Origin of the sequence: Stutzerimonas stutzeri, from assembly GCF_002890895.1 — a bacterium.
Lineage (GTDB): Bacteria > Pseudomonadota > Gammaproteobacteria > Pseudomonadales > Pseudomonadaceae > Stutzerimonas > Stutzerimonas stutzeri_AB.
The window spans coordinates 231,747-257,160 of record NZ_POUL01000003.1 but is presented as its reverse complement, the minus strand read 5'-3'; the positions used below and the strand labels follow the sequence as shown (position 1 = coordinate 257,160).

General features: G+C 60.0%; 25 protein-coding genes. 15 read left to right on the top strand and 10 right to left on the bottom strand.

Annotation, left to right across the window (positions count from 1 at the left end; translation table 11 throughout):
- Positions 1 to 20: 20 nt before the first annotated feature.
- Together CXK96_RS06890 and CXK96_RS06885 are read left to right on the top strand one after the other, a co-directional pair.
- Positions 21 to 857, top strand: a complete 837-nt coding sequence (locus CXK96_RS06890; RefSeq protein ID WP_102835734.1) for an HDOD domain-containing protein — start codon at positions 21 to 23, stop codon at positions 855 to 857.
- A 214-nt stretch (positions 858 to 1,071) separates the two neighbouring features.
- The gene (locus CXK96_RS06885; protein WP_102835733.1) at positions 1,072 to 1,590 is read left to right on the top strand and encodes a DUF4142 domain-containing protein; all 519 of its coding nucleotides are present in this window, start codon (positions 1,072 to 1,074) and stop codon (positions 1,588 to 1,590) included.
- A 30-nt stretch (positions 1,591 to 1,620) separates the two neighbouring features.
- Here the strand turns inward: CXK96_RS06885 and ung are convergent, their stop codons facing one another.
- A complete protein-coding gene (gene ung, locus CXK96_RS06880; RefSeq protein ID WP_102835732.1) occupies positions 1,621 to 2,316 on the bottom strand; it encodes a uracil-DNA glycosylase in 696 nt (231 codons plus the stop codon).
- Between the two features lie 224 nt (positions 2,317 to 2,540).
- Here ung and CXK96_RS06875 point away from each other — a divergent pair, with 224 nt between their 5' ends.
- The 10 genes from CXK96_RS06875 to CXK96_RS06825 all read left to right on the top strand — a co-directional run bounded on the left by CXK96_RS06875 (position 2,541) and on the right by CXK96_RS06825 (position 12,953).
- A complete protein-coding gene (locus CXK96_RS06875; RefSeq protein WP_102835731.1) occupies positions 2,541 to 3,785 on the top strand; it encodes an ABC transporter substrate-binding protein in 1,245 nt (414 codons plus the stop codon).
- A gap of 191 nt (positions 3,786 to 3,976) precedes the next feature.
- Positions 3,977 to 4,798: an enoyl-CoA hydratase gene (locus tag CXK96_RS06870; RefSeq protein ID WP_102835989.1), complete on the top strand. Its 822-nt coding sequence runs from the start codon at positions 3,977 to 3,979 to the stop codon at positions 4,796 to 4,798.
- Positions 4,799 to 5,588: 790 nt separating this feature from the next.
- Positions 5,589 to 6,173, top strand: coding sequence for an electron transport complex subunit RsxA (gene rsxA / locus CXK96_RS06860; protein ID WP_019342223.1), 585 nt, complete (start codon positions 5,589 to 5,591; stop codon positions 6,171 to 6,173).
- Positions 6,170 to 6,745, top strand: coding sequence for an electron transport complex subunit RsxB (gene rsxB, locus CXK96_RS06855; protein ID WP_102835729.1), 576 nt, complete (start codon positions 6,170 to 6,172; stop codon positions 6,743 to 6,745). Before rsxA ends, rsxB begins: the two co-directional genes overlap by 4 nt.
- Positions 6,742 to 9,405 (top strand): electron transport complex subunit RsxC, encoded by a 2,664-nt coding sequence (gene rsxC / locus CXK96_RS06850; RefSeq protein WP_102835728.1) that lies wholly within the window; start codon positions 6,742 to 6,744, stop codon positions 9,403 to 9,405. Before rsxB ends, rsxC begins: the two co-directional genes overlap by 4 nt.
- 89 nt (positions 9,406 to 9,494) lie before the next feature.
- The gene (gene rsxD, locus CXK96_RS06845) at positions 9,495 to 10,523 is read left to right on the top strand and encodes an electron transport complex subunit RsxD (protein WP_102835727.1); all 1,029 of its coding nucleotides are present in this window, start codon (positions 9,495 to 9,497) and stop codon (positions 10,521 to 10,523) included.
- Between the two features lies 1 nt (position 10,524).
- The gene (rsxG, locus tag CXK96_RS06840) at positions 10,525 to 11,295 is read left to right on the top strand and encodes an electron transport complex subunit RsxG (protein WP_102835726.1); all 771 of its coding nucleotides are present in this window, start codon (positions 10,525 to 10,527) and stop codon (positions 11,293 to 11,295) included.
- Positions 11,292 to 12,005, top strand: a complete 714-nt coding sequence (locus CXK96_RS06835) for an electron transport complex subunit E (protein WP_102835725.1) — start codon at positions 11,292 to 11,294, stop codon at positions 12,003 to 12,005. The genes rsxG and CXK96_RS06835 overlap by 4 nt, the downstream gene beginning before the upstream one ends.
- 20 nt (positions 12,006 to 12,025) lie before the next feature.
- Positions 12,026 to 12,664, top strand: coding sequence for an endonuclease III (nth, locus tag CXK96_RS06830; RefSeq protein ID WP_102835724.1), 639 nt, complete (start codon positions 12,026 to 12,028; stop codon positions 12,662 to 12,664).
- A 109-nt stretch (positions 12,665 to 12,773) separates the two neighbouring features.
- Positions 12,774 to 12,953 carry a PA3496 family putative envelope integrity protein gene (locus CXK96_RS06825; RefSeq protein WP_102835723.1) on the top strand — a complete coding sequence of 60 codons (180 nt, stop codon included), beginning with the start codon at positions 12,774 to 12,776 and terminating at the stop codon, positions 12,951 to 12,953.
- A gap of 39 nt (positions 12,954 to 12,992) precedes the next feature.
- Here CXK96_RS06825 and gloA read toward each other — a convergent pair whose 3' ends face one another.
- From gloA to CXK96_RS06810, 3 genes are all read right to left on the bottom strand, one after another.
- Positions 12,993 to 13,385 (bottom strand): lactoylglutathione lyase, encoded by a 393-nt coding sequence (gene gloA, locus CXK96_RS06820; RefSeq protein WP_102835722.1) that lies wholly within the window; start codon positions 13,383 to 13,385, stop codon positions 12,993 to 12,995.
- A gap of 83 nt (positions 13,386 to 13,468) precedes the next feature.
- Complete coding sequence (locus tag CXK96_RS06815; RefSeq protein WP_102835721.1) at positions 13,469 to 14,686, bottom strand: argininosuccinate synthase; 1,218 nt, start codon at positions 14,684 to 14,686, stop codon at positions 13,469 to 13,471.
- A gap of 86 nt (positions 14,687 to 14,772) precedes the next feature.
- Positions 14,773 to 15,666, bottom strand: coding sequence for a flagellar protein MotY (locus CXK96_RS06810; protein WP_102835988.1), 894 nt, complete (start codon positions 15,664 to 15,666; stop codon positions 14,773 to 14,775).
- Between the two features lie 184 nt (positions 15,667 to 15,850).
- Here CXK96_RS06810 and pyrC point away from each other — a divergent pair, with 184 nt between their 5' ends.
- The gene (pyrC, locus tag CXK96_RS06805; protein ID WP_102835720.1) at positions 15,851 to 16,894 is read left to right on the top strand and encodes a dihydroorotase; all 1,044 of its coding nucleotides are present in this window, start codon (positions 15,851 to 15,853) and stop codon (positions 16,892 to 16,894) included.
- Positions 16,891 to 17,565, top strand: a complete 675-nt coding sequence (gene rnt, locus CXK96_RS06800; protein ID WP_064481720.1) for a ribonuclease T — start codon at positions 16,891 to 16,893, stop codon at positions 17,563 to 17,565. The genes pyrC and rnt overlap by 4 nt, the downstream gene beginning before the upstream one ends.
- Positions 17,566 to 17,639: 74 nt before the next feature.
- Here rnt and thrC read toward each other — a convergent pair whose 3' ends face one another.
- The 5 genes from thrC to xerD form a co-directional block, all read right to left on the bottom strand.
- Positions 17,640 to 19,049 (bottom strand): threonine synthase, encoded by a 1,410-nt coding sequence (thrC, locus tag CXK96_RS06795; protein ID WP_102835719.1) that lies wholly within the window; start codon positions 19,047 to 19,049, stop codon positions 17,640 to 17,642.
- A 59-nt stretch (positions 19,050 to 19,108) separates the two neighbouring features.
- On the bottom strand, positions 19,109 to 20,413 hold the full coding sequence (locus CXK96_RS06790; protein ID WP_102835718.1) for a homoserine dehydrogenase: 1,305 nt from the start codon (positions 20,411 to 20,413) through the stop codon (positions 19,109 to 19,111).
- Positions 20,414 to 20,525: 112 nt separating this feature from the next.
- Positions 20,526 to 21,023: a GFA family protein gene (locus tag CXK96_RS06785; RefSeq protein WP_102835717.1), complete on the bottom strand. Its 498-nt coding sequence runs from the start codon at positions 21,021 to 21,023 to the stop codon at positions 20,526 to 20,528.
- 109 nt (positions 21,024 to 21,132) lie between these two features.
- A complete protein-coding gene (locus CXK96_RS06780; RefSeq protein WP_102835716.1) occupies positions 21,133 to 21,858 on the bottom strand; it encodes a DsbC family protein in 726 nt (241 codons plus the stop codon).
- A 127-nt stretch (positions 21,859 to 21,985) separates the two neighbouring features.
- Complete coding sequence (gene xerD / locus CXK96_RS06775) at positions 21,986 to 22,882, bottom strand: site-specific tyrosine recombinase XerD (RefSeq protein ID WP_102835987.1); 897 nt, start codon at positions 22,880 to 22,882, stop codon at positions 21,986 to 21,988.
- A gap of 190 nt (positions 22,883 to 23,072) precedes the next feature.
- Between xerD and CXK96_RS06770 the strand changes: the two genes are divergently transcribed.
- On the top strand, positions 23,073 to 24,917 hold the full coding sequence (locus CXK96_RS06770; RefSeq protein ID WP_102835715.1) for a cation:proton antiporter: 1,845 nt from the start codon (positions 23,073 to 23,075) through the stop codon (positions 24,915 to 24,917).
- 144 nt (positions 24,918 to 25,061) lie between these two features.
- On the opposite strand, the gene rplS is transcribed toward CXK96_RS06770, so the two are convergent.
- Positions 25,062 to 25,412 (bottom strand): 50S ribosomal protein L19, encoded by a 351-nt coding sequence (rplS, locus tag CXK96_RS06765; RefSeq protein ID WP_102835714.1) that lies wholly within the window; start codon positions 25,410 to 25,412, stop codon positions 25,062 to 25,064.
- Positions 25,413 to 25,414: the final 2 nt, after the last annotated feature.

Sequence of the window (25,414 nt, the reverse complement as noted above, 5' to 3'; positions counted from 1 at the left end):
AATTATAAGTAAGGAAAGACATGAGCACTCTTGCCGACAAGGTCCAGCAGGCGCTTACACAGGCTATCGAAAATGACGAACTGGTCCTGCCGACGCTTCCGGAAGTCGCGCTGCGGGTGCGAGAAGCCGCAGAGGATCCGGACGTAAGTATTCCGACGCTGGCCAAGGTGATCGGCAATGACACTGCCCTTACTGCTCGCATCATCAAAGTGGTAAACAGCCCGCTGCTGCGTACCAACAGGGAGATTAACGACCTACAGATGGCGATCAGCCGCCTGGGCATCAACTACACGTCAAACCTGGCGACCGGCTTGGCGATGGAACAGATGTTCCAAGCGACTACCGACGTGGTGGATCGCAAGATGCGTGAGGTCTGGAACAAGAGCACCGAGATTGCCGCTATCAGTCATGTGCTTTGCCGCAACTACACCCGCCTGCCGGCCGACCAAGCGACGCTCGCGGGCCTGGTTCATCAGATCGGAGTCCTGCCGATTCTCACCTACGCAGAAGAGCACAGCGCGCTGCTCAGCGATTCGATCAGCCTCAACCACGTCATTGATCGGATCCATCCGATTATCGGGGAAAAGATCCTTCGCGCCTGGGAGTTTCCCGACCCAATAGCCACGGTCCCCGGCCAGTACCTGGATTTTTCCCGAGCCTCAGTGAAGGTGGACTATGTAGATATCGTCCAGGTGGCGACATTGCAGAGCTATATCGGCACCTCGCACCCCTATACCCAACTCGACTGGAATCAGATCCCCGCATTCGCCCAGCTCGGCCTCGACCCGAGCACATTGTTACAGGAAGACGAAGATCTCTCCGCCGCGATGGACGCCGCGATGAGCATGCTCCAGTAAATAGCCGTGCGGGTGCCATTCAGCGCCCGCGTATACCGTCACTTCTGCTGTCACCTCCATCTTAATCCCGTCGACCAGCCTACCGTTCGCCTGCTGTGAGGAACCGCTACCGCGACCTCAAGTCACTTAATAGACGGCGTTCTTGCCGCATCTTGCCCGTGCCCTGGGCACATGCCCCGGCGCTACGAGCTTGTCAGGTTGAAGGAGACTTTAGATGAACCGCACGACCAACTTTTTCTTCTCCGGGACCGCAGCATTGCTGTTCAGTGTTGCTGCAAACTTCGCACTCGCCGCAGAAGGTGAAAATTTCGTAGACGAAGCATCGGCAAAAGGCATCGCCGAAATCGAAGCCGCCAAATTGGCCATGAGCGAAAGCGAGTCCCAGGACATCAAAACGTTTGCTCAGAAAATGATCGACGACCACACCAAGGCGAACAAGGCGCTCGCTGAGCTAGCCCGCCAACATGAAGACCTCGAAATGTCCGACGACGCTACGTTGATGGACCAGGCAAAGGCGATGATTCTTGAACTGCGTGAAGGCGAGAATTTTGATGAGGCCTATGCGAACAATCAGGTCGTAGCCCATGAGCAAACCATCGAGCTATTTCGTGAGTACGCCAAAAATGGTGAGAACGCTGAGCTCAAGAAGTACGCTGAGTCGACGCTCAAGACCCTAGAGCAGCATCTAAACAGGGCTCAAGAGCTGGCCTCGAAGCACGGCGAACAGCAATAACCGATCCGGTCAGCGGCGCTTCGGCGCCGCTCAGACTGACTCCGGCAACTTCCAGTCGATAGGCTCAAGGCCCCGCTGTTTTAGAAATTGATTGGTGCGACTGAAGTGACCGTTACCGATGAATCCCCGGTGCGCTGAAAGTGGCGAGGGATGAACGGACTTCAGTAACAGGTGCCGGGTCGGATCAATCAGCTTCGCTTTGCTTTGGGCATGGGCGCCCCACAATAGAAACACCACGTCCGAGCGCTTTTCGCTTATCACCTCGATGATCCGATCGGTCAGACGCTGCCAGCCCATCTTGGCGTGCGATCCGGCCATTCCCTGCTCCACAGTCAGAGAAGTATTGAGCATCAGCACGCCTTGATCCGCCCAGTACTGAAGATAGCCGTGGCTGGGTACGTCCAGATTCAGGTCGCGCTTGAGCTCTTTGAAGATGTTTTGCAATGAGGGCGGCGGCGCCACACCTGGCTGCACCGAAAAACATAGCCCGTGCGCCTGGCCGGCCCCGTGATAGGGATCTTGCCCGAGAATCACGACGCGAACCTGCTCCAACGGAGTCGAATTCAAGGCGCTGAATATCAGAGGCCCCGGCGGATAGATGACTTTCCCGGCCGCCTTCTCGCGACGCAGAAACTCGCCCAGCTGTTTCATGTACGGCTGCTCGAATTCTTCCTTCAGCGCTGCTTTCCAGCTGACTTCAAGTTTGACGCGGTCATCTTGATTCATGGCGTTGCCCTGGCTGCTGAGGCGCCGAACCCTAGGGAAAGGATCTGGCGGAGTCAATGCGCCAGTCTGAGCCTGTCCTTACCGCCAATAACTCTCAGAAAATGTCGGCTACCTCACAGCCAAGCGAAAGACTGCCCCCATACGACCAATGAGTGCGTGACGAAGGGCCGCAGCGCGCAGTAAAAAAGCCTCTCGCCAATAAAAACTACAACAAGGAATCAGCAATGAAACGGACTACGCTCCTCGCCCTCGGGCTGGGGTTCTGTCTGGCAGTTGAAGCTGCCGATCCGATCACCCTCGGCCTCAATTACCCTCGCACCGGTAGCTATAAAGAAGAAGGACTATCGCAGATGCGTGGGGCGTTGCTGGCAGTCGATGAAATTAACGCCAGAGGCGGCGTTCTAGGCAGACCGCTCCAGCTATCCAGCCGTAACTCTGCATCCAGACCCGAGAAAGCCGTCGCCAACGTGGACAAACTGGCCGACGAGGGTGCGGTCATGCTGTTCGGTGGCGCGTCCAGCGCCGTGGCCATCGCCGCAGGCAAGCGTGCCAAGGAAAGGGGTTTACTCTATTTCGGCACCCTGACCTATTCAAACGACACAACAGGCAAAGACGCCCACCGCTACATGTTCCGCGAATGCAACAACGCCTGGATGAGCGCGCAGGTGCTTGGCCAATACCTGAACAAGCATCTGCCGAACAAACGCTACTTCTACATCACCTCTGATTACACCTGGGGCCACACCAGCGAAAGCTCGCTACGCCAGGCCACTGGCACCCAGAACAGTAATCAGCACCCGGGCATCAAGACGGCGTTTCCCGGTGCACGCCTCTCCGACTACCGCGAAGCACTGACCCAAGTCGCCAGCAGCGATGCCGAAGTCCTGGTACTGGTCCTGTTTGGCGAGGACCTGGTGCGCGCCATGCGGATCGCCGACGAACTCGGCCTGAACAAGCGGATGCAGGTCGCAGTACCCAACCTGACGCTGAGCATGGTCGAAACAGCCGGCCCGGACATCATGCGCGGCGTACTGGGCACCGAACCCTGGACCTGGCGCGTACCGGAGCTGGAAGGCTCGGTAGCGGGCAAGCAGTTCGTGCAGAACTACGATGAACGCTATCAGACCCACCCGTCCAGCTCGGCCGCCTCGGCCTACAGCATCGTCTATCAATGGGCCGACGCGGCTACTCGGGCCCGTAGCCTCGATAGCGAACGGATCATTGCCGCGCTGGAGGGCCACCGTTACAGCCTACTCAAGGGCGAACAAGAATGGCGCAGCTTCGATCACCAGAACGTGCAGACGGTGTACGCGGTGAAGGTCAAGCCGCGCGAGGAAGTACTCAAGGATCGTTTCAAACAGGACTATTTCGAAATCGTCCATCGCCTCACCGGCGACCAGGCTGCCCCATCGCTTGCCGAATGGCAGACCGAGCGCCGCGCTGGCGGACAGACGCTCGCCCTCCAGTAAACGGACGCAAAGGAGCGGCTCTGGGATACCAGGCCGCTCCAAAGCCCATCGCACGTACCTCTCTCACCTTGCGCCGCTCCTGCAACAACTCCCGCTATGCACCCGCCCGCGCCACAGCGCCTCGCCAGATCGAAAAGATTGCAACTAGACTCGGTTGAAGGCATTCGATCCTGACGAGGATGACCAACACCATGAGCACCACTGCAGTAGAGCCGTATAAGTCCGGTTTTTTCGATTTGACCCATAAACTGACCGTCGAAAAGCATGGGCACACCGCGCTGATCACCATCAACCACCCCCCTGCCAACACCTGGGACCGTGACTCGCTGATTGGCCTCAAGCAAGTCGTCGAACACCTGAACCATGACGATGAGGTCTATGCGCTGGTAATCACCGGCCAGGGTGAAAAATTCTTCAGCGCCGGCGCCGACCTCAAGCTCTTCGCCGATGGCGACCGCACCCGTGCACGTGAAATGGCGAAGCGCTTCGGTGAGGCCTTCGAAGCCCTGCGAGAGTTTCGCGGGGTATCCATAGCGGCCATAAACGGGTTCGCGCTTGGGGGAGGTCTGGAGTGCGCTCTGGCATGTGACCTGCGCATCGTTGAGCAACAGGCGCAGCTAGGCCTACCTGAAGCCTCGGTCGGCTTACTGCCCTGCGCTGGCGGCACCCAGGCACTTGCATGGCTTGTAGGCGAAGGCTGGGCGAAGCGGATGATTCTCTGCGGCGAACGGATCAATGCGGACACGGCTATGCGTATCGGCCTGGTCGAACAGGTTGTGGAGCCGGGTGAAGCTCGAGGCCACGCTCTGTTGCTGGCCTCCCGCGTGGCGCGTCAGAGCCCGGTGGCCGTGCGCACAATCAAAACACTGATTGATTCGATGCACAGCCGCGGCCCGGCCAGTCTTGCAGCGGCAGAGCGTGAGGCATTCGTCGACCTGTTCGAAGCCGACGACACTCTGGAAGGAGTCAATGCGTTCTTGGAAAAGCGCGATCCTCGCTGGAGAAACCGCTGAGTAAAATCCGAAAACATACGCAGCGAAGGATCTACGCCAAACGCAACCCGGCAGACACCAATAGTGGCGCGTCCGCGATTCTTATCTACAGCGGGGGCGGTTAACCCCACGTGCCTCAGCGGCGATAGTGGCGACCGTCGAAATCGCGCCGGTGATGCATACGGTAGTCGCGACCATCGCGCACTAACGGTGGGCGGCGAAAACCTCTCGAATGATCACGATCCCAGCGCGAAGGGTGATCGAACCTGGAGTTACGCTCATCCTTCCACCGCTGCGGATGACGACCTTCTGTCCGTCTCCTATGGTCCCAGCTGTGCCGATCAGCCCCTCGGTGGCGATCGTAATACTGCGGAGGGAGCTGCCGCTGATAGCGAGGCGGAAGGTTCTGTGGATACTGCCTGTGCTGCGGATATGGGCTGCGCGGATCGTACTGATATCCGCGGCTTTCTACACGATAGCTGCCGCCATCAGGTTGGTAGACCCACACACCACCCCGGGAGTCGGCAAACGCATGGTTTCCAAACCCCAATGCCAGCAGCAAAAGCGCCATTGGTATCTTCACTATGCACCTCCACGAACCGTTCCGCCTGAGAGTTACGGCCTCACTTGATCAGACCACAGCAAATGGTCGGCTGGCTTTCAACCGGACAGGTGGTGCATGTCCATATGTGTCATCAGACCGCAGTTGCCTTGGGGCCACATCACCTCCCGGCCTTGTACGGCTGCTGCCGCTTCCCGATAATAGCGGCCTTTTAGCCTCGGCTCATGCAGAGCGCCACAGGAACCCGCGATGACCGAACTCGCCCTGATCATGGTTAGCGCCATCCTGGTCAACAATTTTGTCCTGGTGCAGTTTCTCGGTCTGTGCCCATTCATGGGTGTTTCGAAGAAAATCGAAACCGCCATTGGCCTGTCGCTGGCCACAACCTTTGTTCTGACCCTGGCGGCGATGTGCAGCTACATCGTTCAGCAGTATGTCCTCAAGCCCCTGGATCTGGAATTTCTTCGCACCATCAGTTTCATTCTGGTGATTGCCGTGGTGGTGCAGTTCACCGAGATGGTGGTGAATAAGACCAGTCCCTTGCTGTACCGCGTGCTGGGCATTTTTTTGCCGTTGATCACAACCAACTGCATCGTGCTGGGCGTCGCGCTCCTAAACGCCAACAAATCCGAGTTCACCTTTCTGACCGCTACCGCAAACGGCTTTGCCGCTGGCCTGGGTTTTTCGCTGGTATTGGTATTGTTTGCGGCCATGCGTGAGCGCATCGCCATTGCCGACGTGCCCAGATCCTTCCAGGGCGCTGCCATCGGCATGGTCACGGCAGGCCTCATGTCGCTGGCGTTCATGGGCTTCAGTGGGTTGATCAAGCTATGAGTCTGGTCGTGATAGCGGTGCTTGCGCTTCTCGCGCTGTGCCTGGTTTGTGGAGCCATTCTCGGCTTCGCCGCGGTGCGCTTCCGCGTCGAAGGCGACCCGATTGCCGAACAGATCAATGCGTTGCTGCCGCAGACCCAATGCGGTCAGTGCGGCTACCCCGGCTGCAAGCCCTACGCCGAGGCGATCGCCGGCGGCGACAAGATCAACAAATGCCCCCCGGGGGGCGAGTCAACGATCCAGGCACTGGCCGACCTGCTCGATGTCGAGCCTGAGCCGCTGGACGCGGTGGAAGGCGAAGTGCCTCCGCGGGTCGCCTATATCCGCGAAGCGGAATGCATCGGCTGCACCAAGTGCATTCAGGCCTGCCCGGTGGACGCCATTGTCGGCGCCGCCAAGCAGATGCACACCGTCATCGTGTCCGAGTGCACCGGTTGCGACCTTTGCGTCGAGCCGTGCCCGGTGGACTGTATCGACATGATTGAACTCGGCAGCAATCTGCAGAGCTGGAAGTGGGACCAACCGCTGACGCCAGGCCAGTTGATCGCCAGTGACCGGGAGCAGGCCGCATGACCTCACTGAACGTCTGGGATATTCATGGCGGCATACACCCTCCGGAGTGCAAGGAGCTTTCCAACCGCACGCCGATTCAGCGGCCACCCCTTCCCGCTCGTCTGGTGGTTCCGCTGGTCCAACATCTCGGTGCGCCCGCTGAGCCCTGCGTTACGCTGGGGGAGCGTGTGCTCAAGGGGCAGAAGATCGCCGAGGCCGCTGGCTTTGTCAGTGCGCCGGTTCATGCACCGACGTCCGGAACGGTCAGTTTCATCGGCCCCCAGCCCTACCCTCACGTGTCAGGGATGCTCAGCGCGGCGGTCGTGATCGACAGCGATGGCCAGGACGAATGGATCGAACTGCAGCAGCAACCGGATTACCGAGCAGCGCAGCCTGACCAGCTGCTGGAACAGATCCGTCAGGCAGGCATAAGCGGACTCGGTGGCGCCGGCTTCCCAACGGCCGTCAAGCTGAACGGGCCGCCCACCCGGGAAATTCGTGCACTGATCATCAACGGCACCGAATGCGAGCCCTATATCACGGCCGACGATAGGTTGATGCGCGAGAAGGCAAACGAGCTTGTCGCGGGGATTGAGATACTTGTTCAGCTGATCCAGCCGAAGCAGGTGCTGATCGGCATCGAGGACAACAAACCGGAGGCGATCGAAGCCGTCCGCACCGCCGTGGGCGAACGAGGATTCCTGGTCAAGGTGTTTCCTACCAAGTACCCCTCGGGTGGCGAAAAGCAGCTGATACAGATTCTGACCGGCGAAGAGGTCCCCAGCGGCGGCCTGCCGGCCGACATCGGCATGCTGTGCCAGAACGTCGGTACCTGCGTCGCCATCCATGACGCCGTACTGCTGGGTAAACCGCTTATCTCCCGTGTTACGACACTGACCGGCGAAGCCTTGGCGCGCCCCATGAATGTCGAGGCGTTGATCGGTACGCCAGTGGCTGATCTGCTGGAATTCGCCGGTCTCGACCCCGCCCGGCTCAATCGGTTGATCATGGGCGGACCGATGATGGGCTATACCCTGCCGTCAATGGACGTGCCGCTGATCAAGACCACCAACTGCCTGCTCGCCAGCACACTTTCGGAACTGCCTCCGCCACCACCAGCACTGCCATGCATTCGCTGCGGCGAGTGTGCAGAAGCGTGCCCGGCAAGCCTGCTACCGCAACAATTACACTTCTTCGCGCTGGGCCAGGAGCACGAGCAGCTCAAGGCCTACAACCTGTTCGACTGCATCGAGTGCGGCGCTTGTGCCTACGTCTGCCCGTCGAGTATTCCGCTGGTGCAGTACTACCGCGCTGCCAAGGGCGAAATCCGCGAACTGGAGCAGAAACAGCAGAAAGCCGAACACTCCAAGCAGCGCTTCGAGCTGCGCCAGGAGCGCTTGCGCCGTGCCGAAGAGCAGAAAGAGGCCGACCGTAAAGCCCGAGCCGAGCGCGCTGCAAAAGCCAAGGCGGCTCAAGCCGAGACCAGTTCAGTACCGAATCAGGACGATCCGGTCGCCCGCGTCCAGGCGCAAAAGGCGGGCCTGTCCGAGCAGCAGAAGAAGCTCAAGATCGAAGCCAGCATGGCGCAGGTCGCGCTGAAAAAGGCGGAAAAGCAGCTGGCTATCCATGCGACGCCTGAACTGGAAGCTCAGGTTACCGAGCTGCGTACCGCTGCTGCCAATGCGCAGAAGGCACTGGACGAAGCCGCTGGCCCTGCTGATGCTTCCCCCGCGGCTCCGCCGGTCAACGATGAGGCTGCCAAAAAAGCCAAAATCGAAGCGGCGATGCTGCGCGCTCAGATCCGCAAGCTGGAGAAGCTCGACGCCCGTGATACCGCCCAGGACGGCGAGCTGAGTCGCCTAAAGGCTCAACTGACCGAAGCGGAGAAAACACTAGCTTCAGTGCAGGAAACCACCCCTGCGACGCCAGCCAAACCCGCCAATGACGACGCGGCAAAGAAAGCCAAGATCGAAGCGGCGATGCTGCGCGCTCAGGTTCGCAAGCTGGAGAAGCTCGACGCCCGCGATGCCGACCAGAACGCCGAGCTGAGCCGCCTTCAGGCCCAGCTGACCGAAGCGGAGAAAACACTAGCTTCTGTGCAGGACACTCCCCCTGCGACGCCAGCCAAACCCGCCAATGACGACGCGGCAAAGAAAGCCAAGATCGAAGCGGCGATGCTGCGCGCTCAGGTTCGCAAGCTGGAGAAGCTCGAAACAAGAGACGCTGAGCAGGAGGCAGAATTGAGCCGCTTGCGGTCACAACTGGCCGAGGCTGAAACCGCGCTCGAGCCGCCAAAAGAAACCAAGCCTGCAGCCAAGACACCTGGCGAAGAGGCGCTCAAGAAAGCCAAGATCGAGTTGGCGATGAAACGAGCAGAACTCAAGAAAGCCGAAAAGGCCGGTGCCGAAGAGGCGCAGCTGAGCAAGCTGCGCGATGCTCTGGCGAGTGCCGAGCAGGCGCTTCATGACGCTGAGGCTGGATCCGGCAGGCCGGCACCAGACCTGGTGCGCACCGACAAGCAGCCCATAGATGAGCAGACCCGGACACTCAAGACCGAAGTTGCGTTTGCACGCGCCGATCTGCGCAAGCTCGAGCGCGACGACAACGGCGACCCAGCGGCCATCGAACGCGCCCAGGCACGCCTGAGCGATGCCGAGCGCAAACTTCAGGAACATACCTAATCGTCAGGAGCAGCGCCGTCGGCGCTGCACAGGGAGTGTGGTGATCGACAGGTGATCGCCCTCCCTTCCAAGTATTCACCGGAGAGCCAATGGCCCTGCCCCGCATCACCTCACCGCACACCAAAGGAAACAACCGCACCCAGCGAGTCATGTTGCTGGTGCTGGCGGCAACCTTGCCCGGCGTAATCGCCCTGACGTGGCTGTATGGCGCCGGCACCCTGATCAACCTGCTCTGGGCTAGCGCTGTAGCCCTTGGTTGTGAGGCGCTGATCCTGAGACTAAGGCAACGCCCAGTGCAATTCTTCCTGCGCGACGGCAGCGCATTGGTTACGGCGGTCCTGCTAGCACTGGCGCTGCCACCCTACTCGCCTTGGTGGCTGACATTGATCGCCACGGGCAGCGCCATCGCGCTCGGCAAGCAGCTCTATGGTGGACTGGGTCAGAACCCCTTCAATCCCGCCATGATTGGCTACGTGGTGGTGCTCGTTTCGTTTCCGGTGGAAATGACCACCTGGCCCGTGCCCCACACGGTCGGCTTGAGTGCCGGACTGCAGCACATCCTTGGCATCGCCTCGCTGCCCGATGGCTGGACACAGGCTACCGCGCTTGATGTTCTCAAGGTCAACAAGAGCCTGACCGTGGACGAGCTTTGGGCCAACCCAGCTTTCGGTCACTTCGGCGGGATCGGCTCGGAGGTCGTCAACCTCGCGTTTCTGGCCGGCGGCCTGTTCCTCCTGCACAAGCGCCTGTTCAGCTGGCATGCGCCGGTTGGCATGCTTGCCGCGTTGGTCGTCATGAGCTTGTTGTTCTGGAACGGTTCAGGCTCTGATAGCCATGGTTCACCGCTGTTCCACCTGCTCAGCGGCGCTACCATGCTCGGTGCCTTCTTCATCGTCACCGACCCGGTGAGCAGCGCCACCAGCAACCAGGGCCGACTTATTTTCGGTGCAGGCGTAGGCATTCTCGTCTATGTCATTCGCGCGTGGGGCGGCTATCCGGATGCCGTGGCGTTCGCCGTGCTGCTGATGAACCTGTCAGCTCCCACCATCGACTATTACACCCGTCCGCGCACCTACGGCCATCGCAAGGCCGAGCGCGGCTTCAAGCTGGGTGAATGACATGATCATCCCTGAACTCAGCCGCTCGATGCTCAAGAACAGCCTGGTGCTCGGCCTGTTTGCGATTTTCACCGTTGGTGGCGTAACCCTGCTCCAGCAGTTCACGGCAGAACGGATTCAAGCCTCGGAGCGTGCCGCACAGCTACGGGCCCTCAACGAGATCCTCCCTAGAGACAGCTATGACAATCAGCTGCTCGACAGCAGCGTTGTTGTGCAGGATCCGCTGCTCGGCACTCGCCAGCCCATGCCGGCCTATGTCGCAATGAAGAACGGCCAGCCAAGCGCGGTGATCCTGCAAGCCATTGCACCCGACGGATACAGCGGTGCGATCCAGCTGCTGGTAGGCGTGCAGGCAGACGGGCGAGTCGCCGGCGTTCGCGTGGTCGCGCACCGTGAAACACCCGGCTTGGGCGACAAGATCGAACTGGCCAAGAGCCCCTGGATACGCAGCTTTGAAAACCGCTCACTGAGCGATCCAGACGCGTCAGGCTGGGCGGTGAAAAAGGATCGTGGCGAGTTCGACCAGTTTGCCGGAGCCACCATTACGCCGCGGGCAGTAGTGGGCGCCGTGCATCGGGCCCTGCAATACTTTGCAGCCCACAAGCAGGAGCTGCTCGCTGCCGACAGGGCGCCGATAGCAGCCGAAGCTGCGCTGGAAGATGAGGTCGAGCCGGACGAGGTCACTACCCACTCGCGCGCCGGCGCCGCTGCGACCCGCGACACATTGCAGACCAACGATCCGCAAGCCGAGCAGGAAGGCCGAACCCAATGAGCAATCCAAGCTATCGCGAACTGAGCGTCAACGGCCTGTGGAAAAACAATCCGGCACTGGTCCAGCTACTTGGCCTGTGCCCACTGCTCGGCGTGAGCAACTCGGCGGTCAACGCGCTCGGGCTCGGACTCGCCACAGCCCTGGTGCTGATCTGCTCGAACGTTGGCGTGTCGCTGGTACGGGGCGTCGTCAATACTGCGGTGCGCCTGCCCGCGTTCGTGATGATCATCGCGGCACTGACGACCTGTATCGAGCTGCTCATGCAGGCCTATACCTATGAGCTGTACCAGATACTCGGCATTTTCATCCCGTTGATCACCACCAACTGCGTCATCCTCGGCCGTGCCGATGGCTTCGCCGCCAAGCATAATCCGTTGATTGCGGGCTTTGATGGCTTGCTCATGGGGCTCGGGTTCGCCCTGGTCCTCGTGGTGCTGGGTGGCGTACGCGAATTGATTGGCACCGGTGCGGTGTTCGCCAACATGCATCTGCTGTTCGGCCCGATCGCCAGCGACTGGCAGCTGACGCTGTTCAGCGACTACAAGGGCTTCCTGTTGGCCATCCTGCCACCAGGCGCCTTTATCGTGCTCGGCCTGCTGATTGCCCTGAAGAATCGTATCGACGAGCACCTCGCTGAGCGCGCCAAGGCGACGCAGGCAGAGACGCCAGTGCAGAGCCGTCGCGTTCGTGTCACCGGAGTGATCGAATGATGCTGGATGGAGCGCGGTAAATGAACGCGGCCAAACGCCTGGAGATCTTCCGCCGGTTTCATGCGGACAACCCGGAGCCGAAGACCGAACTGGCCTACAGCACTCCGTTCGAGCTCTTGATTGCCGTGATCCTCTCGGCCCAGGCCACCGACGTGGGCGTCAACAAGGCAACGGCCAAACTTTACCCTGTCGCCAACACCCCCGAGGCCATCTATGCGCTCGGCTATGACGGCCTGTGCAGCTACATCAAGACCATCGGGCTTTATCCAAGCAAAGCCAAGAACGTTCTTGAGACCTGCCGCATCCTGATCGAACAACACGACAGCCAGGTGCCTGATAACCGTGAGGCCCTCGAGGCGCTACCGGGCGTTGGCCGCAAAACGGCCAATGTGGTGCTGAACACGGCGTTTCGCCAATTCACCATGGCAGTCGACACCCACATCTTCCGTGTTGCCAACCGCACCAAAATTGCGCCCGGCAAGAACGTGCTCGAGGTCGAGCGCAAACTGGTCAAATTCGTGCCGAAGGATTACCTCCTGGACGCCCATCACTGGTTGATCCTGCACGGGCGCTACGTCTGCAAGGCGCGCAAGCCGCAATGCGGCAGTTGCCGTATCGAGGATCTCTGCGAATACAAGCACAAGACCTCTGACGATTGAGCGCCCCAGCAGAAAACCTATCGCCTGATTGAAAAAATCTTTTTTACGGCCTTCACTTTTGTCGCTATAAGGTGCGCCAACAGCGCGCCTTAGCCGTGGAGTGAGAGAAGTGTCCGAGAAAGAAGATATTCAGATTGAAGACGACTTCGTCGCCGAGGATGACGATGATACCGCCGAGACTCCGGCAGAGGTCGCGAAGACCAATCTGACCAAACGCCGGATCATCGACAACCTGCTCGAAGAGCGTCGTTTGCAGAAGCAACTCAACGAGTTCGACTTCGACCTCTGAACTGAAAAAGCCCCGTCGCAGGGGCTTTTTTGCACCGAATCAGTCGCGTCGCGAGGGCGATAGCAGCTCGACCTTGTAGCCATCCGGGTCTTCGATGAACGCCAGGATGCTGGTGCCATGTTTCATCGGCCCCGGCTCGCGGGTGATCTTGCCGCCTCGACTACGGATATCCTCGCAGGCTTTGTAGACGTCTTCGACCTCCAGCGCGATATGGCCGTAACCGTCTCCCAGGTCATACTTCTCGACGCCCCAGTTGTGGGTCAGCTCCAGCACGCTGTTATGTGCTTCGTCACCGTAGCCCACAAATGCCAGAGTGAACTTGCCTTCCGGGTAATCCTTGCGGCGCAGCAGCGTCATGCCCAGCACTTCGGTATAAAAGGCGATGGATCGCTCCATATCGCCCACTCGCAGCATGGTATGCAGCAGTCTCATGGGTATCTCTCCTAATCAGCGGTGCATAAAGCATAACCCCGGCTCGCGGCCGGGGTTATGGTCAGGCTGCGTAGCAGTCTCTATTAGAACTGCGTCCGGCCCTTGTTCGCGGCGATGCGCATGCGCAGCGCATTGAGCTTGATGAAGCCACCCGCATCAGCCTGGTCATAGGCGCCCGCATCGTCTTCGAAGGTCGCAATGTTGGCGTCGAACAGCGAGTCGTCCGATTTACGGCCGGTGACGATGACGTTGCCCTTATAGAGCTTCAGACGCACCACACCGTTCACATTGACCTGCGAGGCGTCGATCATCTGCTGGAGCATGCTGCGCTCAGGGCTCCACCAGTAGCCGTTGTAGATCAGGCTGGCGTACTTGGGCATCAGCTCGTCTTTCAGGTGCGCCACTTCACGGTCTAGGGTGATCGACTCAATGGCGCGGTGGCCCTTGAGCATGATGGTGCCGCCCGGGGTCTCGTAGCAGCCGCGCGACTTCATGCCGACGTAGCGGTTCTCGACGATGTCCAAGCGCCCGATGCCGTTCTCGCCACCGACCTTGTTCAGATAGGCCAGCACGTCGGCCGGGGTCATGTCTTTGCCATCAATGGCAACGATGTCGCCCTTGCGGTAAGTCAGTTCGATATAGGTCGGCGTATCCGGCGCCGTCTCAGGCGAACGGGTCCAACGCCACATATCTTCTTCGTGCTCGGTCCAGGTGTCTTCCAGCACACCGCCTTCATAGGAGATGTGCAGCAGGTTGGCATCCATGGAGTACGGCGACTTCTTCTTGCCGTGACGCTCGATCGGGATCTCGTGGCTGGCGGCATAATCCATCAGCTTCTCGCGCGAGAGCAGATCCCACTCGCGCCACGGCGCGATGACCTTGACGCCCGGCTTCAGCGCATAGGCGCCCAGCTCGAAGCGGACCTGGTCGTTGCCCTTGCCGGTGGCGCCGTGAGAAATGGCGTCGGCGCCAGTCTCGTTGGCAATCTCGATCAGACGCTTGGCGATCAGCGGGCGGGCAATGGAGGTACCCAGCAGGTACTCGCCTTCGTAAACGGTGTTGGCGCGGAACATTGGAAAGACGAAGTCGCGGACAAATTCTTCGCGCAGATCGTCGATGTAGATTTCCTTGACGCCCATGGCCTTGGCCTTGGCACGAGCAGGCTCGACTTCCTCGCCCTGACCGAGGTCGGCGGTAAAGGTCACCACTTCGCAGTTATAAGTGTCTTGCAGCCACTTGAGGATCACCGAGGTGTCCAGGCCACCGGAATACGCCAGGACTACCTTCTTTACGTCGGCCATTGCCATCCACTCCCGGGATTGTAAGGAAAGCGGGGATTCTACTGGTCGCGACGTTTGTTTTACAGGGGCGTAAGCGCCGCTCGCCTTCAGGACGAAGGTGTACCGCCCTCTGCTGCCGCGGTGGTGGTCGCCGGCCCGCGCTCCAGACGCAGAGTCACCCGCCGGTTCTTGGCCCGGTTGGCCTCGCTGCTATTGGGAACGATGGGGTAGCGTTCGCCGTGAAAGCGCAGCGTAATCTGTTCCTTGGGAACCCCATTGCCTATCAGATACTCTTCCACCGCCAGCGCCCGGCGACGGGACAGGTCGCGATTGGTCAGCCGGTTGCCGCTGTTATCAGAGTGACCATCGAGCTGGATGCGATTGACGCTGGGGTCGGCCTTGAGGAACTGCAGAATGATGTCGAGCTTGGCCTGGCCCAACGCGTCGAGCGCGACGTCACCGGCGGGGAATCCAACCTGCGACGTGCGAATCTGCTCGAAGTTGACCGGCAGCAGCTTGGCCGCACAGCTGCGAAAGTCCTCATAGGCTTTGCCAAAGCGCACTGGCAACAGTCGCACTTCCAGCGCATCACCACCAAGCCGGGTCCGGTGACGCACCACCGGGCTGCGGCCTTCGAGAAGACCACTCAACAGGCGGCCGGCTTGCAGGTAGGTGCTGTTGAACGGAATATCGCCGCCGACTACGGAAACCAATCCGAGATTGATATCGCCACGGCTCGGCTGCCAGGGCGCGGCTGCCGCCAGCAGCGTGGCTGAACCGTTGCCAAGCCAGCGATCCGGCGACTGCAAGCGAAAAGTTGGTTGCTCGCCCGCTCGCCGTACGAACTCTCCCGATCCAAACCCTGCGACCGGCTGCGTTAACCGACACTCGAACTGATCGCCTTCCACCTGCCACTGCGCACGCTCCAGACGAGTCTGGAACGTGAGGGCATTGGCTGGAGAAGCCAACAGACAGGCAATCACAAGAAGGCGCAAGCGCACGTAGGGCTCCACGGTGAACGACATTCAACCGGGGTATCGGTGCCTACCCCGAAAACTTGAACCCGCCGCGGCCCAGGTCGTGCCCACCGCATCATCGCCCGTTGCATGGCAACGTCCCGCCTGCAGCGATTTTTTCCCACGTTTCCGGTAGCATTCCCGCACGTTTTACCGCCTGGAACTCTGCATGTCCGACCGACTGACATTACTGCGCCCCGACGACTGGCACATCCACCTGCGCGACGGCGCAGCGCTGCCACACACCGTGGCAGACGCTGCACGCCAGTTCGCGCGCGCCATCATCATGCCGAACCTGGTCCCGCCGGTCCGAAATGCTAGCGAGGCGGACAGCTATCGCCAGCGCATCCTTGCCGCCCGCCCTGCTGGCAGCGCCTTTGAGCCACTGATGGTGCTCTACCTCACCGACGGCACGCAGCCCGAAGATGTGCGCGCCGCCAAAGCCAGTGGTTACGTGTTCGCCGCCAAGCTTTATCCGGCCGGGGCCACCACCAATTCGGCATCAGGCGTCACCCGCATCGACAACATCTTCCCGGTGCTCGAGACCATGGCCGAGGTTGGCTTGCCGTTGTTGGTCCATGGCGAAGTGACGCGCTCGGAAATTGACATCTTCGATCGCGAAAAGTACTTCATTGATGAGCAGCTCAGCCGCGTCACCGAGCGCTTCCCGAGCCTCAAGGTGGTGTTCGAGCACATCACCACGCGCGACGCAGTGCAGTTCGTCGAGGCTGCCAGCAGCAATGTCGGGGCCACCATCACGGCTCACCACTTGCTCTACAACCGCAACCACATGCTGGTGGGCGGCATCCGCCCGCACTTTTTCTGTTTGCCCATTCTCAAGCGCAACGTTCATCAGGAAGCGTTGCTCGATGCGGCTACCAGCGGGAACCCGAAGTTTTTTCTCGGCACCGACTCGGCGCCGCACGCCCAACATGCCAAGGAAAACGCCTGCGGTTGCGCCGGTTGCTACACCGCGTTTGCTGCGATCGAACTCTATGCCGAGGCCTTTGAGCAGCGCGGCGCACTGAATCGTCTGGAAGCCTTTGCCAGCCACTTCGGCGCCGACTTCTATGGTCTGCCGCGCAACACCGACACCATCACTTTGATCCGCGAGTCTTGGAGCGTGCCGGCCAACCTGCCGTTCGGGGAGCACAACGTCGTGCCCTTGCGTGCAGGCGAAACCCTGCAGTGGCGGCTGGAGGCAGAAGCATGAGCGACGATCAGTTTGACGACGAGCTGGAAGGCAACCAACCAGGCAAGCCGCGCTCGCCTATGGCGAGACGCTTTCGCGGCTTCCTGCCAGTCGTTGTCGACGTGGAGTGCGGTGGATTCAACTGCGCCACAGACGCACTGCTGGAAATCGCCGCCGTGACTATCGGCATGGATGAGCAAGGTCTGCTTTACCCGCAGGACACCCTCTTCTTCCGTGTCGAACCTTTCGCCGGCGCCAATATCGAGGCGGCCGCATTGGAGTTCACCGGCATCAAGCTCGACCACCCGCTGCGCATGGCGGTCCCCGAATCGCAGGCGATGAACGAGATCATCCGCAGCGTGCGCAAAGCAGTGAAGTCAGCCGGCTGCAAACGCGCCATTCTGGTCGGTCACAACAGCAGCTTCGATCTCGGTTTTCTGAACGCGGCGATTGCCCGCTGCGACATCAAGCGCAATCCGTTTCACCCGTTCTCCAGCTTCGACACCGCGACGCTGGCCGGCCTCGCCTATGGCCAGACCGTTCTCGCAAAGGCTTGCCAGGCAGCCGGCATCGACTTTGACGGACGCGAAGCACATTCTGCGCGTTATGACACAGAAAAGACCGCCGAGCTGTTCTGCGGCATAGTCAATCGCTGGAGGGAAATGGGCGGCTGGGAAGAGTTCGACGAGTAATCTCGGCATCGTCCTTCGCCCGTAACGAAAAAAGGCCAGTCGTGAGACTGGCCTTTCTTGTTACTGCTGGTCGCTTACAGCGGCTTGCCGCGATTGCCATGTTCGCTGACGAACGCCTGCATGGCTTTCAGATCATTCTTCAGCACAGTGCAACGCTCCGGACGCTCGAACAGGTCAGCCAGATGCGCTGGCAACTCCAGCGCCTTGCCAACCCCGGCCTTCTCCACCGCTTCAGGAAACTTGACCGGATGAGCCGTTCCCAGTGTAACCATAGGTGTCGCCAGGCTGCGGCGACACTCGCGCGCAGCATAGACGCCAATCGCCGTGTGCGGATCGAGCAGCTCGCCGGTCTTGGTGAACACCTCAGCGATAGTCTTGCAGGTCTGTGCATCGTCTACGGCCAGCGAATCGAACAGCTTGCGCGCCTCGATCCAGCGCTCCTCCTCGACAGACAACTTGCCGCTGGCCTTGAATGCGCTCATCAGTTCGGCGACCGCAGCGCCGTTACGGCCGTGCAAATCGAACAGCAAACGCTCGAAGTTGGAGGACACCATGATGTCCATGGAGGGCGACAGCGACGGGTGCAGTGTGTCCTTGTCGTAGCGGTTGCCACTCATGAAACGGTGGAGGATGTCATTTCGGTTGGTCGCCACCACCAGCTGACTGATTGGCAGACCCATGTTGCGCGCCAGGTAGCCCGCGAAGATATCGCCGAAGTTTCCGGTCGGAACGGAAAACGCCACCGAACGGGCCGGACCGCCTAGCTGCAGCGCCGCATGGAAGTAGTAAACAATCTGAGCCATGATCCGGGCCCAGTTGATCGAGTTGACCGCTACCAGCCGCGTACCCTTGAGGAAGCCTTGGTCAGCGAAGCTGTCCTTGACCATTTCCTGGCAGTCATCGAAGTTGCCTTCGATAGCGATGTTGTGGATGTTGTCGCCGAAGATGGTCGTCATCTGCCGACGCTGCACTTCGGAGACCCGGTTATGCGGGTGGAGGATGAAGATATCCACGTTGTCACAACGGCGGCAGCCTTCGATCGCTGCCGAGCCGGTATCGCCCGATGTGGCGCCGATTATCACTACGCGCTCACCGCGCTTGGCCAGCACATAGTCGAGCAGCCGACCCAGCAGCTGCAGGGCGAAGTCTTTGAACGCCAGTGTCGGGCCATGGAAGAGTTCGAGCACCCACTCGTTGCTGTCCAGCTGGCGCAGCGGTGCGACCGCACTATGGGCAAACACGCCGTAGGTTTCTTCCAGGATCTGCTTGAAGTCAGCATCCGGAATGCTGCCGGTAACAAACGGGCGCATCACCTTGAACGCCAGCTCGTGGTAGGGCAGCCCAGACCAGGATGCGATTTCCTCGACGGTGAAACGCGGCAGGTTTTCCGGCACGTATAAACCGCCGTCGCTGGCCAACCCGGCAAGCAGCACGTCTTCGAAATTCAGGGCGGGCGCCTGGCCACGGGTACTGATGTAGCGCATTGTTCAAACCTACGTTGGACGCTGACTGCGGGCCGCCAGAGCAGCCCGACGTTGCTGAGTTAGTTCAATTGCTCGACACGAATCCGCACCACGTTGCCCACCACGTCGGCAAGCGCTTCAAGTGCTGCGATGGCGTCGTCGATTCGCTGCTCGACCACTCGATGCGTGACCAGGATGACCGGAACCAACCCGTCTTGCTCCTCGGCTTCCTTCTGCATGATCGATTCGATATTGATGCCACGCTCCGAGAGAATAGTGGCGACCTGAGCCAATACGCCCGGGCGATCCTTGGCCTGAATGCGTAGGTAATAGGCACTTTCGCAAGCGCCGATCGGCAGGATCGGATGAGCAGAGAGTGAATCCGGCTGAAAGGCCAGGTGCGGGACGCGGTTGTTCGGATCGGTGGTCAGCGCACGGGCCACATCCACCAAGTCCGCTACCACAGCCGAAGCCGTCGGCTCCATGCCGGCACCGGCGCCGTAATAAAGGGTCGAGCCGACGGCATCACCGTTGACCATCACCGCGTTCATTACGCCATTGACGTTGGCGATCAGGCGATCGGCCGGGATCAGCGTAGGGTGGACGCGCAGCTCTATACCTGAGGCAGTGCTGCGCGCGACGCCCAGGTGCTTGATGCGGTAGCCCAGCGCCTCGGCGTAGTTGACGTCAGCCGTGGTCAGCTTGGATATGCCTTCGGTGTAGGCCTTATCGAATTGCAGCGGCACGCCGAAGGCAATGGAGGCAAGGATGGTCAGCTTGTGGGCGGCGTCTATGCCTTCGACGTCGAAGGTCGGATCGGTCTCTGCATAACCGAGCTCCTGAGCCTCCTTCAGTACGTCCTCGAAGGTCCGACCTTTCTCCCGCATCTCGGTAAGAATGAAGTTACCGGTTCCGTTGATGATACCGGCGAGCCAATTGATCTGGTTGCCCGCCAGTCCTTCGCGAATAGCCTTGATGATCGGGATACCGCCGGCTACCGAGGCTTCGAAGGCTACGATGACGCCCTTCTCGCGCGCCTTGGCAAAGATCTCATTGCCATGCACGGCGATCAGCGCCTTGTTTGCCGTGACCACATGCTTGCCGTTCTCGATGGCCTTGAGCACCAGTTCGCGGGCTAACGTGTAGCCCCCGATCAGCTCGACGACGATGTCGATCTCGGGGTTGTTGGCGACATCGAAGATATCGGCGGTAATCGGGGTGTCACCGGTGTTGCACTTGGGGTTCGCATGACGAGCCGCAATCTGCGCGACCTCGATTCCACGTCCAGCACGGCGCGCGATTTCCGCTGCGTTGCGCTCGAGCACATTGAAGGTACCGCCACCGACGGTTCCCAGCCCACAGATGCCAACTTTCACCGGTTTCAAGTTGCACTCCCCATTACCAACGGACGGCCCTACACGGCGGCCGAACAAAAGAGTCGCACATTACGAAGCACAGGAGCTTTAGTCAAATCGGCAGCGCTTGGCGGACCGGCGGCTAGCTGGACTTGCTCTGCAACCCCTGCCGCTGGTGCCACTGCGCAAGCGACTCATCCGGATACTCATCGAAGCAACGATCGTCTGGCCCCAGCTGCGGCTCGACCCACGACGCCTTCGACGCCAGCATCAGGTGTGTCGACTCGGGCGGGCTCGGCAGGTCGCTATCGATTGCCGAGGCATGTGGATGCACCAGATCTGGCCAGTTCCGGTCCCACAACCAGAGCGCGCTGCCACACAGCTTGCAGAAATGACGTTGCCCATCACTGATACGCACCGCGCCGGTTTTGGCATCGACCATCCTCGCCTGATAGATGCTCAGGTTTTCGCGGCCCTGCACCGTAAGCGTCCGGTGATCCCCACCCAGATTGATCGCATAGCCGCCCGCTCCGGCCGTTTTGCGACAGATCGAGCAATAACAGCGCATAAATGGATAGGGTTCGGCCGACTCCACAGAAAAACGAACGGCCTTGCAATGACAGGAACCTTCGAGCTTCATTTTCTCCACCTCCTCGATATGCCTTCTGGCTTTGAACACGAGAGGGGAAACAGTTCAGCCGCAGCTGAAATGGACAGCCTCTTCGCGACAGAAGAGGCTGTCCAGGCGGCTACTTGGCTTTCAGAGCGAGTTCCGCGAGCTGCGGCGCCGGCTGGTAGCCAGGGATGATCTGGCCATCCGCGAGGATAATTGCCGGGGTACCCTGAACACCGATCAGCTGGCCTAACTCATACTGCTCGGCTACCGGGTTGTCGCAGCTGGCGGCCGGTACATCCTCACGTGCCTTGGCTTTGTTCATCGCAGCCTGACGATCCTTTGCGCACCATACGCTGGTCAGGGTGTTGGCACCGTGACTGCCCATCCCCTGCCGCGGAAAGGCCATATAGCGAACCTCGACGCCAAGACGGTTCAGCTCCGGTACTTCACTGTGCAGCTTCTGGCAGTAGCCGCAATCGGTGTCGGTAAATACAGTAATATGAGTCTTCGGATTTTCAGGCGAGAAAACCACCATCTCGCTGGTTGGAACTGCGTCAATCGCTTTCGCAACGGATCGGCTCTGCGCCTGCTCGGTCAGGTTGGTCGCCTGGCCGTCCTTGAACTGATACATATAGCCCTGAATCAGGAACTGACCGTCCGCGCTCGCGTAGAGCTGACGCCCACCCTTCAGCTGAACCTGATAAACGCCGTTCATGGGGCTTTCGGCGATCGCCTCGATGGGCATATCGGGTTGAAGTGCGTTAAGCGACTCACGGATCGCCTGTTCAGCGTCAGCGGCCAGGACAACGGAGCTGGCGAGGCCCAGGGCAACGGCAGCAAAAATACGATTCACGCGCATGAAATCTCCTGGCGACTTCGATCGAGGGAAGGTCGGCAGATTAACATAGCCCCTGTCGCCTGTTGCAGGCGGCAGACCTTCGCTCATCGGCTTTGTGGTCTGCACCGCATCTTCTAACGTCAGCCGCTCAACCACGCGGATGGTGTTGCGCGTGGAGTTCCTGCAGCCTGGCGCGGGCAATGTGCGTGTAGATTTGCGTAGTTGACAGATCACTGTGGCCGAGGAGCATCTGCACGGTTCGAAGATCCGCTCCATGATTGAGCAGGTGAGTAGCAAATGCGTGACGCAGTGTGTGGGGAGAGATCGACACGGCTATTCCGGCCTGCCGGGCATGCTGTTTGACTCGATGCCAAAACGTCTGCCTTGTCATCAGATCCCCTCGTCGGCTTGGAAATACCACATCGCTGGCCTTGCCACTGAGCAGCTCGTGACGGGCGTCGCGAAGATAGCGTGCCAGCCAGTGCATAGACTCCTCGCCCAAAGGCACCAGGCGCTCCTTGTTTCCTTTACCGAAGGTACGCAAGACGCCCTGGCGAAGATTGATCTGTTCAAGACGAAGTTCGATCAGCTCCGTGACCCGCAGCCCGGTTGCATAGAGGACTTCGAGCATCGCCCGGTCGCGTAGCCCCAGCGGCTCGCCGATATCCGGCGCCGACAGCAGCGATTCGACATCAGTCTCCGACAACGCCTTGGGCAGTGGCCGCCCCAACTGCGGCAGATCCACTCGCAGCGTTGGATCGACCATGATCAAGCCTTCGCGCAACAGAAATCGATAGAACCCGCGAAGCCCGGACAACAGCCGCGCGGTTGAACGAGCCTTGTAGCCGTTAGCCAGGCGCCAGGCGAGGTGATCGAGAATGGCGTCCCGTCCCACATCGACAAGACGCACATTGCGCTCGCCCAGCCAGCCGTTGAATAGCGCTAAATCGCTGCGATAGGCGTCGCGGGTGTTGTCCGAAAGTCCTTTTTCGAGCCAAAGAGCGTCGAGGAACCGATCGATAAAGGGGTCGTCTTGAGCCGGCATGCACAGAAACACTGGACGGAAAGGCGGCCAGTGTTCCATAGACCGCTCGGACCGAACAGCCACCTTGCTCATTCCAAATAGACCTGATTGGCCCGAGCAGTGTCAGACTATCCAGTAGCTCCGCAACAACGGACCCACACGGAGTGTGAGCCTGATCTAACCGACCCGCCACTTTGAACACCTGGTAACCATGACCGAACAAGACATTCTCATCGCCCTCGCTGCGCTCGGCATCGCCTCGCTCGCCAGCCAATGGCTGGCATGGCGATTACGACTGCCAGCGATTCTGTTTCTCTTGCTAAGTGGGATCCTGGCCGGCCCCGTGCTCGGCTGGCTGGACCCGACTCGCCTGTTCGGCACACTGCTCTTTCCGCTGGTTTCCCTGGCGGTGGCGTTGATCCTTTTCGAAGGCAGCCTGACGCTACGCGTCTCGGAGTTGCCTGGCATCGGCACCGTCGTGCGCCGCCTGATTGGCATCGGCGCACTGACGACCTGGGGCGTGATCACCCTGTCCGCTCATTGGCTGCTTGGCTTTGATTGGGACCTGGCGTTGCTCCTGGGAAGCTTAACGCTTGTGACGGGCCCGACCGTGATCGTACCGATGCTGCGCGTGGTGCGCCCCAACGCGGCGGTTGCCAATATCCTGAGGTGGGAAGGCATCATCATCGATCCGATTGGCGCTTTGCTTGCAGTGGTGGTTTACAGCTTCATCATTACAAGAGGCACCGAGGCTGCCTGGACCCAGAGCTTGCAGACGTTCGGCGGGGTCCTGCTGTGCGGAATCGTGCTCGGGATAGCAGGAGGATGGACGCTGGGTCAACTGGTGAAAAGACACTGGCTGCCGGAGTATCTGCAGAATCTGGCGACACTGGCGTCAGTGCTCGGCGTATTCGTCACCGCCAATACCCTAGTGCATGAATCCGGCTTGCTGGCCGTCACGCTGATGGGGATCTGGCTTGCGAACATGCGGGATGTCGACGTGCGCGACATCCTTCACTTCAAGGAGAACCTGAGCATTCTGCTGATCTCGGGGCTGTTTATCCTGCTCGCAGCGATGCTCGACTTGACAGCCTTGGTGCAGCTGGGGCCGGCAGTGTTGATTCTTCTGGTGATCGTGCAATTCGTGGCCCGACCGCTGGCGATCACCCTGAGCACTTGGGGTTCCCAGTTAAACTGGCGGGAGAGGCTGCTGCTGGCATGGATTGCACCCCGTGGAATCGTGGCGGCTGCCGTGTCCGCAATCTTTGCGGTTCGCCTGGACGAAGCAGGCCACCAGGGCGCGCTGCTGCTCGTGCCCCTCACCTTCGCCGTCATCATCGGTACCGTCGTACTGCAAAGCGCAACTGCACGCCCACTGGCGAGACTGCTGAAAGTCGCGGAGCCGTCGCCAAGCGGCTTTTTGATCGTAGGCGCCAATCCGGTTGCAAGAGCGATAGGGCGCGCGCTGAGCGAACAAGGCGTGAGAATCATGCTCACCGACTCCAGCTGGGACAATATTCGCGCGGCGCGGATGGAGAACCTGCCAACCTATTACGGGAACCCCGCCTCGCAACACGCCGATAACCACCTCGACCTAGTTGGACTCGGGCACCTGCTGGCGTTGTCGCCTGTTGGAGAAATGAACACCCTCGCCGCCATGCGCTTCCGTCATGAGTTCGGCGTTGATCGACTGTTTAATCTGGCAAGCACACAAGAGAATCGACGCAGCGACAAACATCGTCCCAGCGACGAACACCGAGGCCGCCCGCTAGGTACGCCCACTCTGACCTACTCGCAACTTGCCGGGCGGCTGGGCCGAGGTGACTCACTTAAAAGCAACAAACTGACCGAAACCTTTGGCTGGCCGGAATACCAGACTCTAAATGGGTCAGGCGCAATCCTGTATTTCGCCATTGACAACCACGGCCATACACACGTATTTCACCCGGATGCCCGCATCAAGCCGGAGGCTGGCTGGACCCTGATCGCCCTGACCGATAACGCAAACGTCCAAGCAGCCGTAAACAAACCCGAACCGGACCGTCCGAAAGCCTGAGCGCGCTAACACTTCCAGGCCCTACGAACAGCAACGGCCGCCGGCAGTAAGCCGCTCGCGCCCTGGCTACCCGGATTCGAGCAAAACCAACCGCCCACAAAAAAGCAGCCCGGAGGCTGCTTTTTTTTGTTAAGGAAACTTTCCTCAGGAAAGCTTTTCCTTGATGCGGGCTGCCTTGCCGGACAGCGCGCGGAGGTAGTACAGCTTGGCTTTACGGACATCACCACGGCGCTTGACGCTGAGGCTGTCGACCATCGGGCTGTAATACTGGAAAGTACGCTCAACGCCTACACCGTTGGAGATCTTGCGAACGGTGAAAGCACTATTCAGGCCGCGGTTACGCTTGCCAATCACAACGCCTTCAAAGGCCTGCAGACGCTCACGATCGCCTTCCTTCACCTTAACCTGGACAACTACGGTGTCACCGGGGGCGAACGGGGGCAGCTGCTTGGTCATCTGCTCGCTTTCAATCGCCTGAATAATCTTGTTGGTCATGC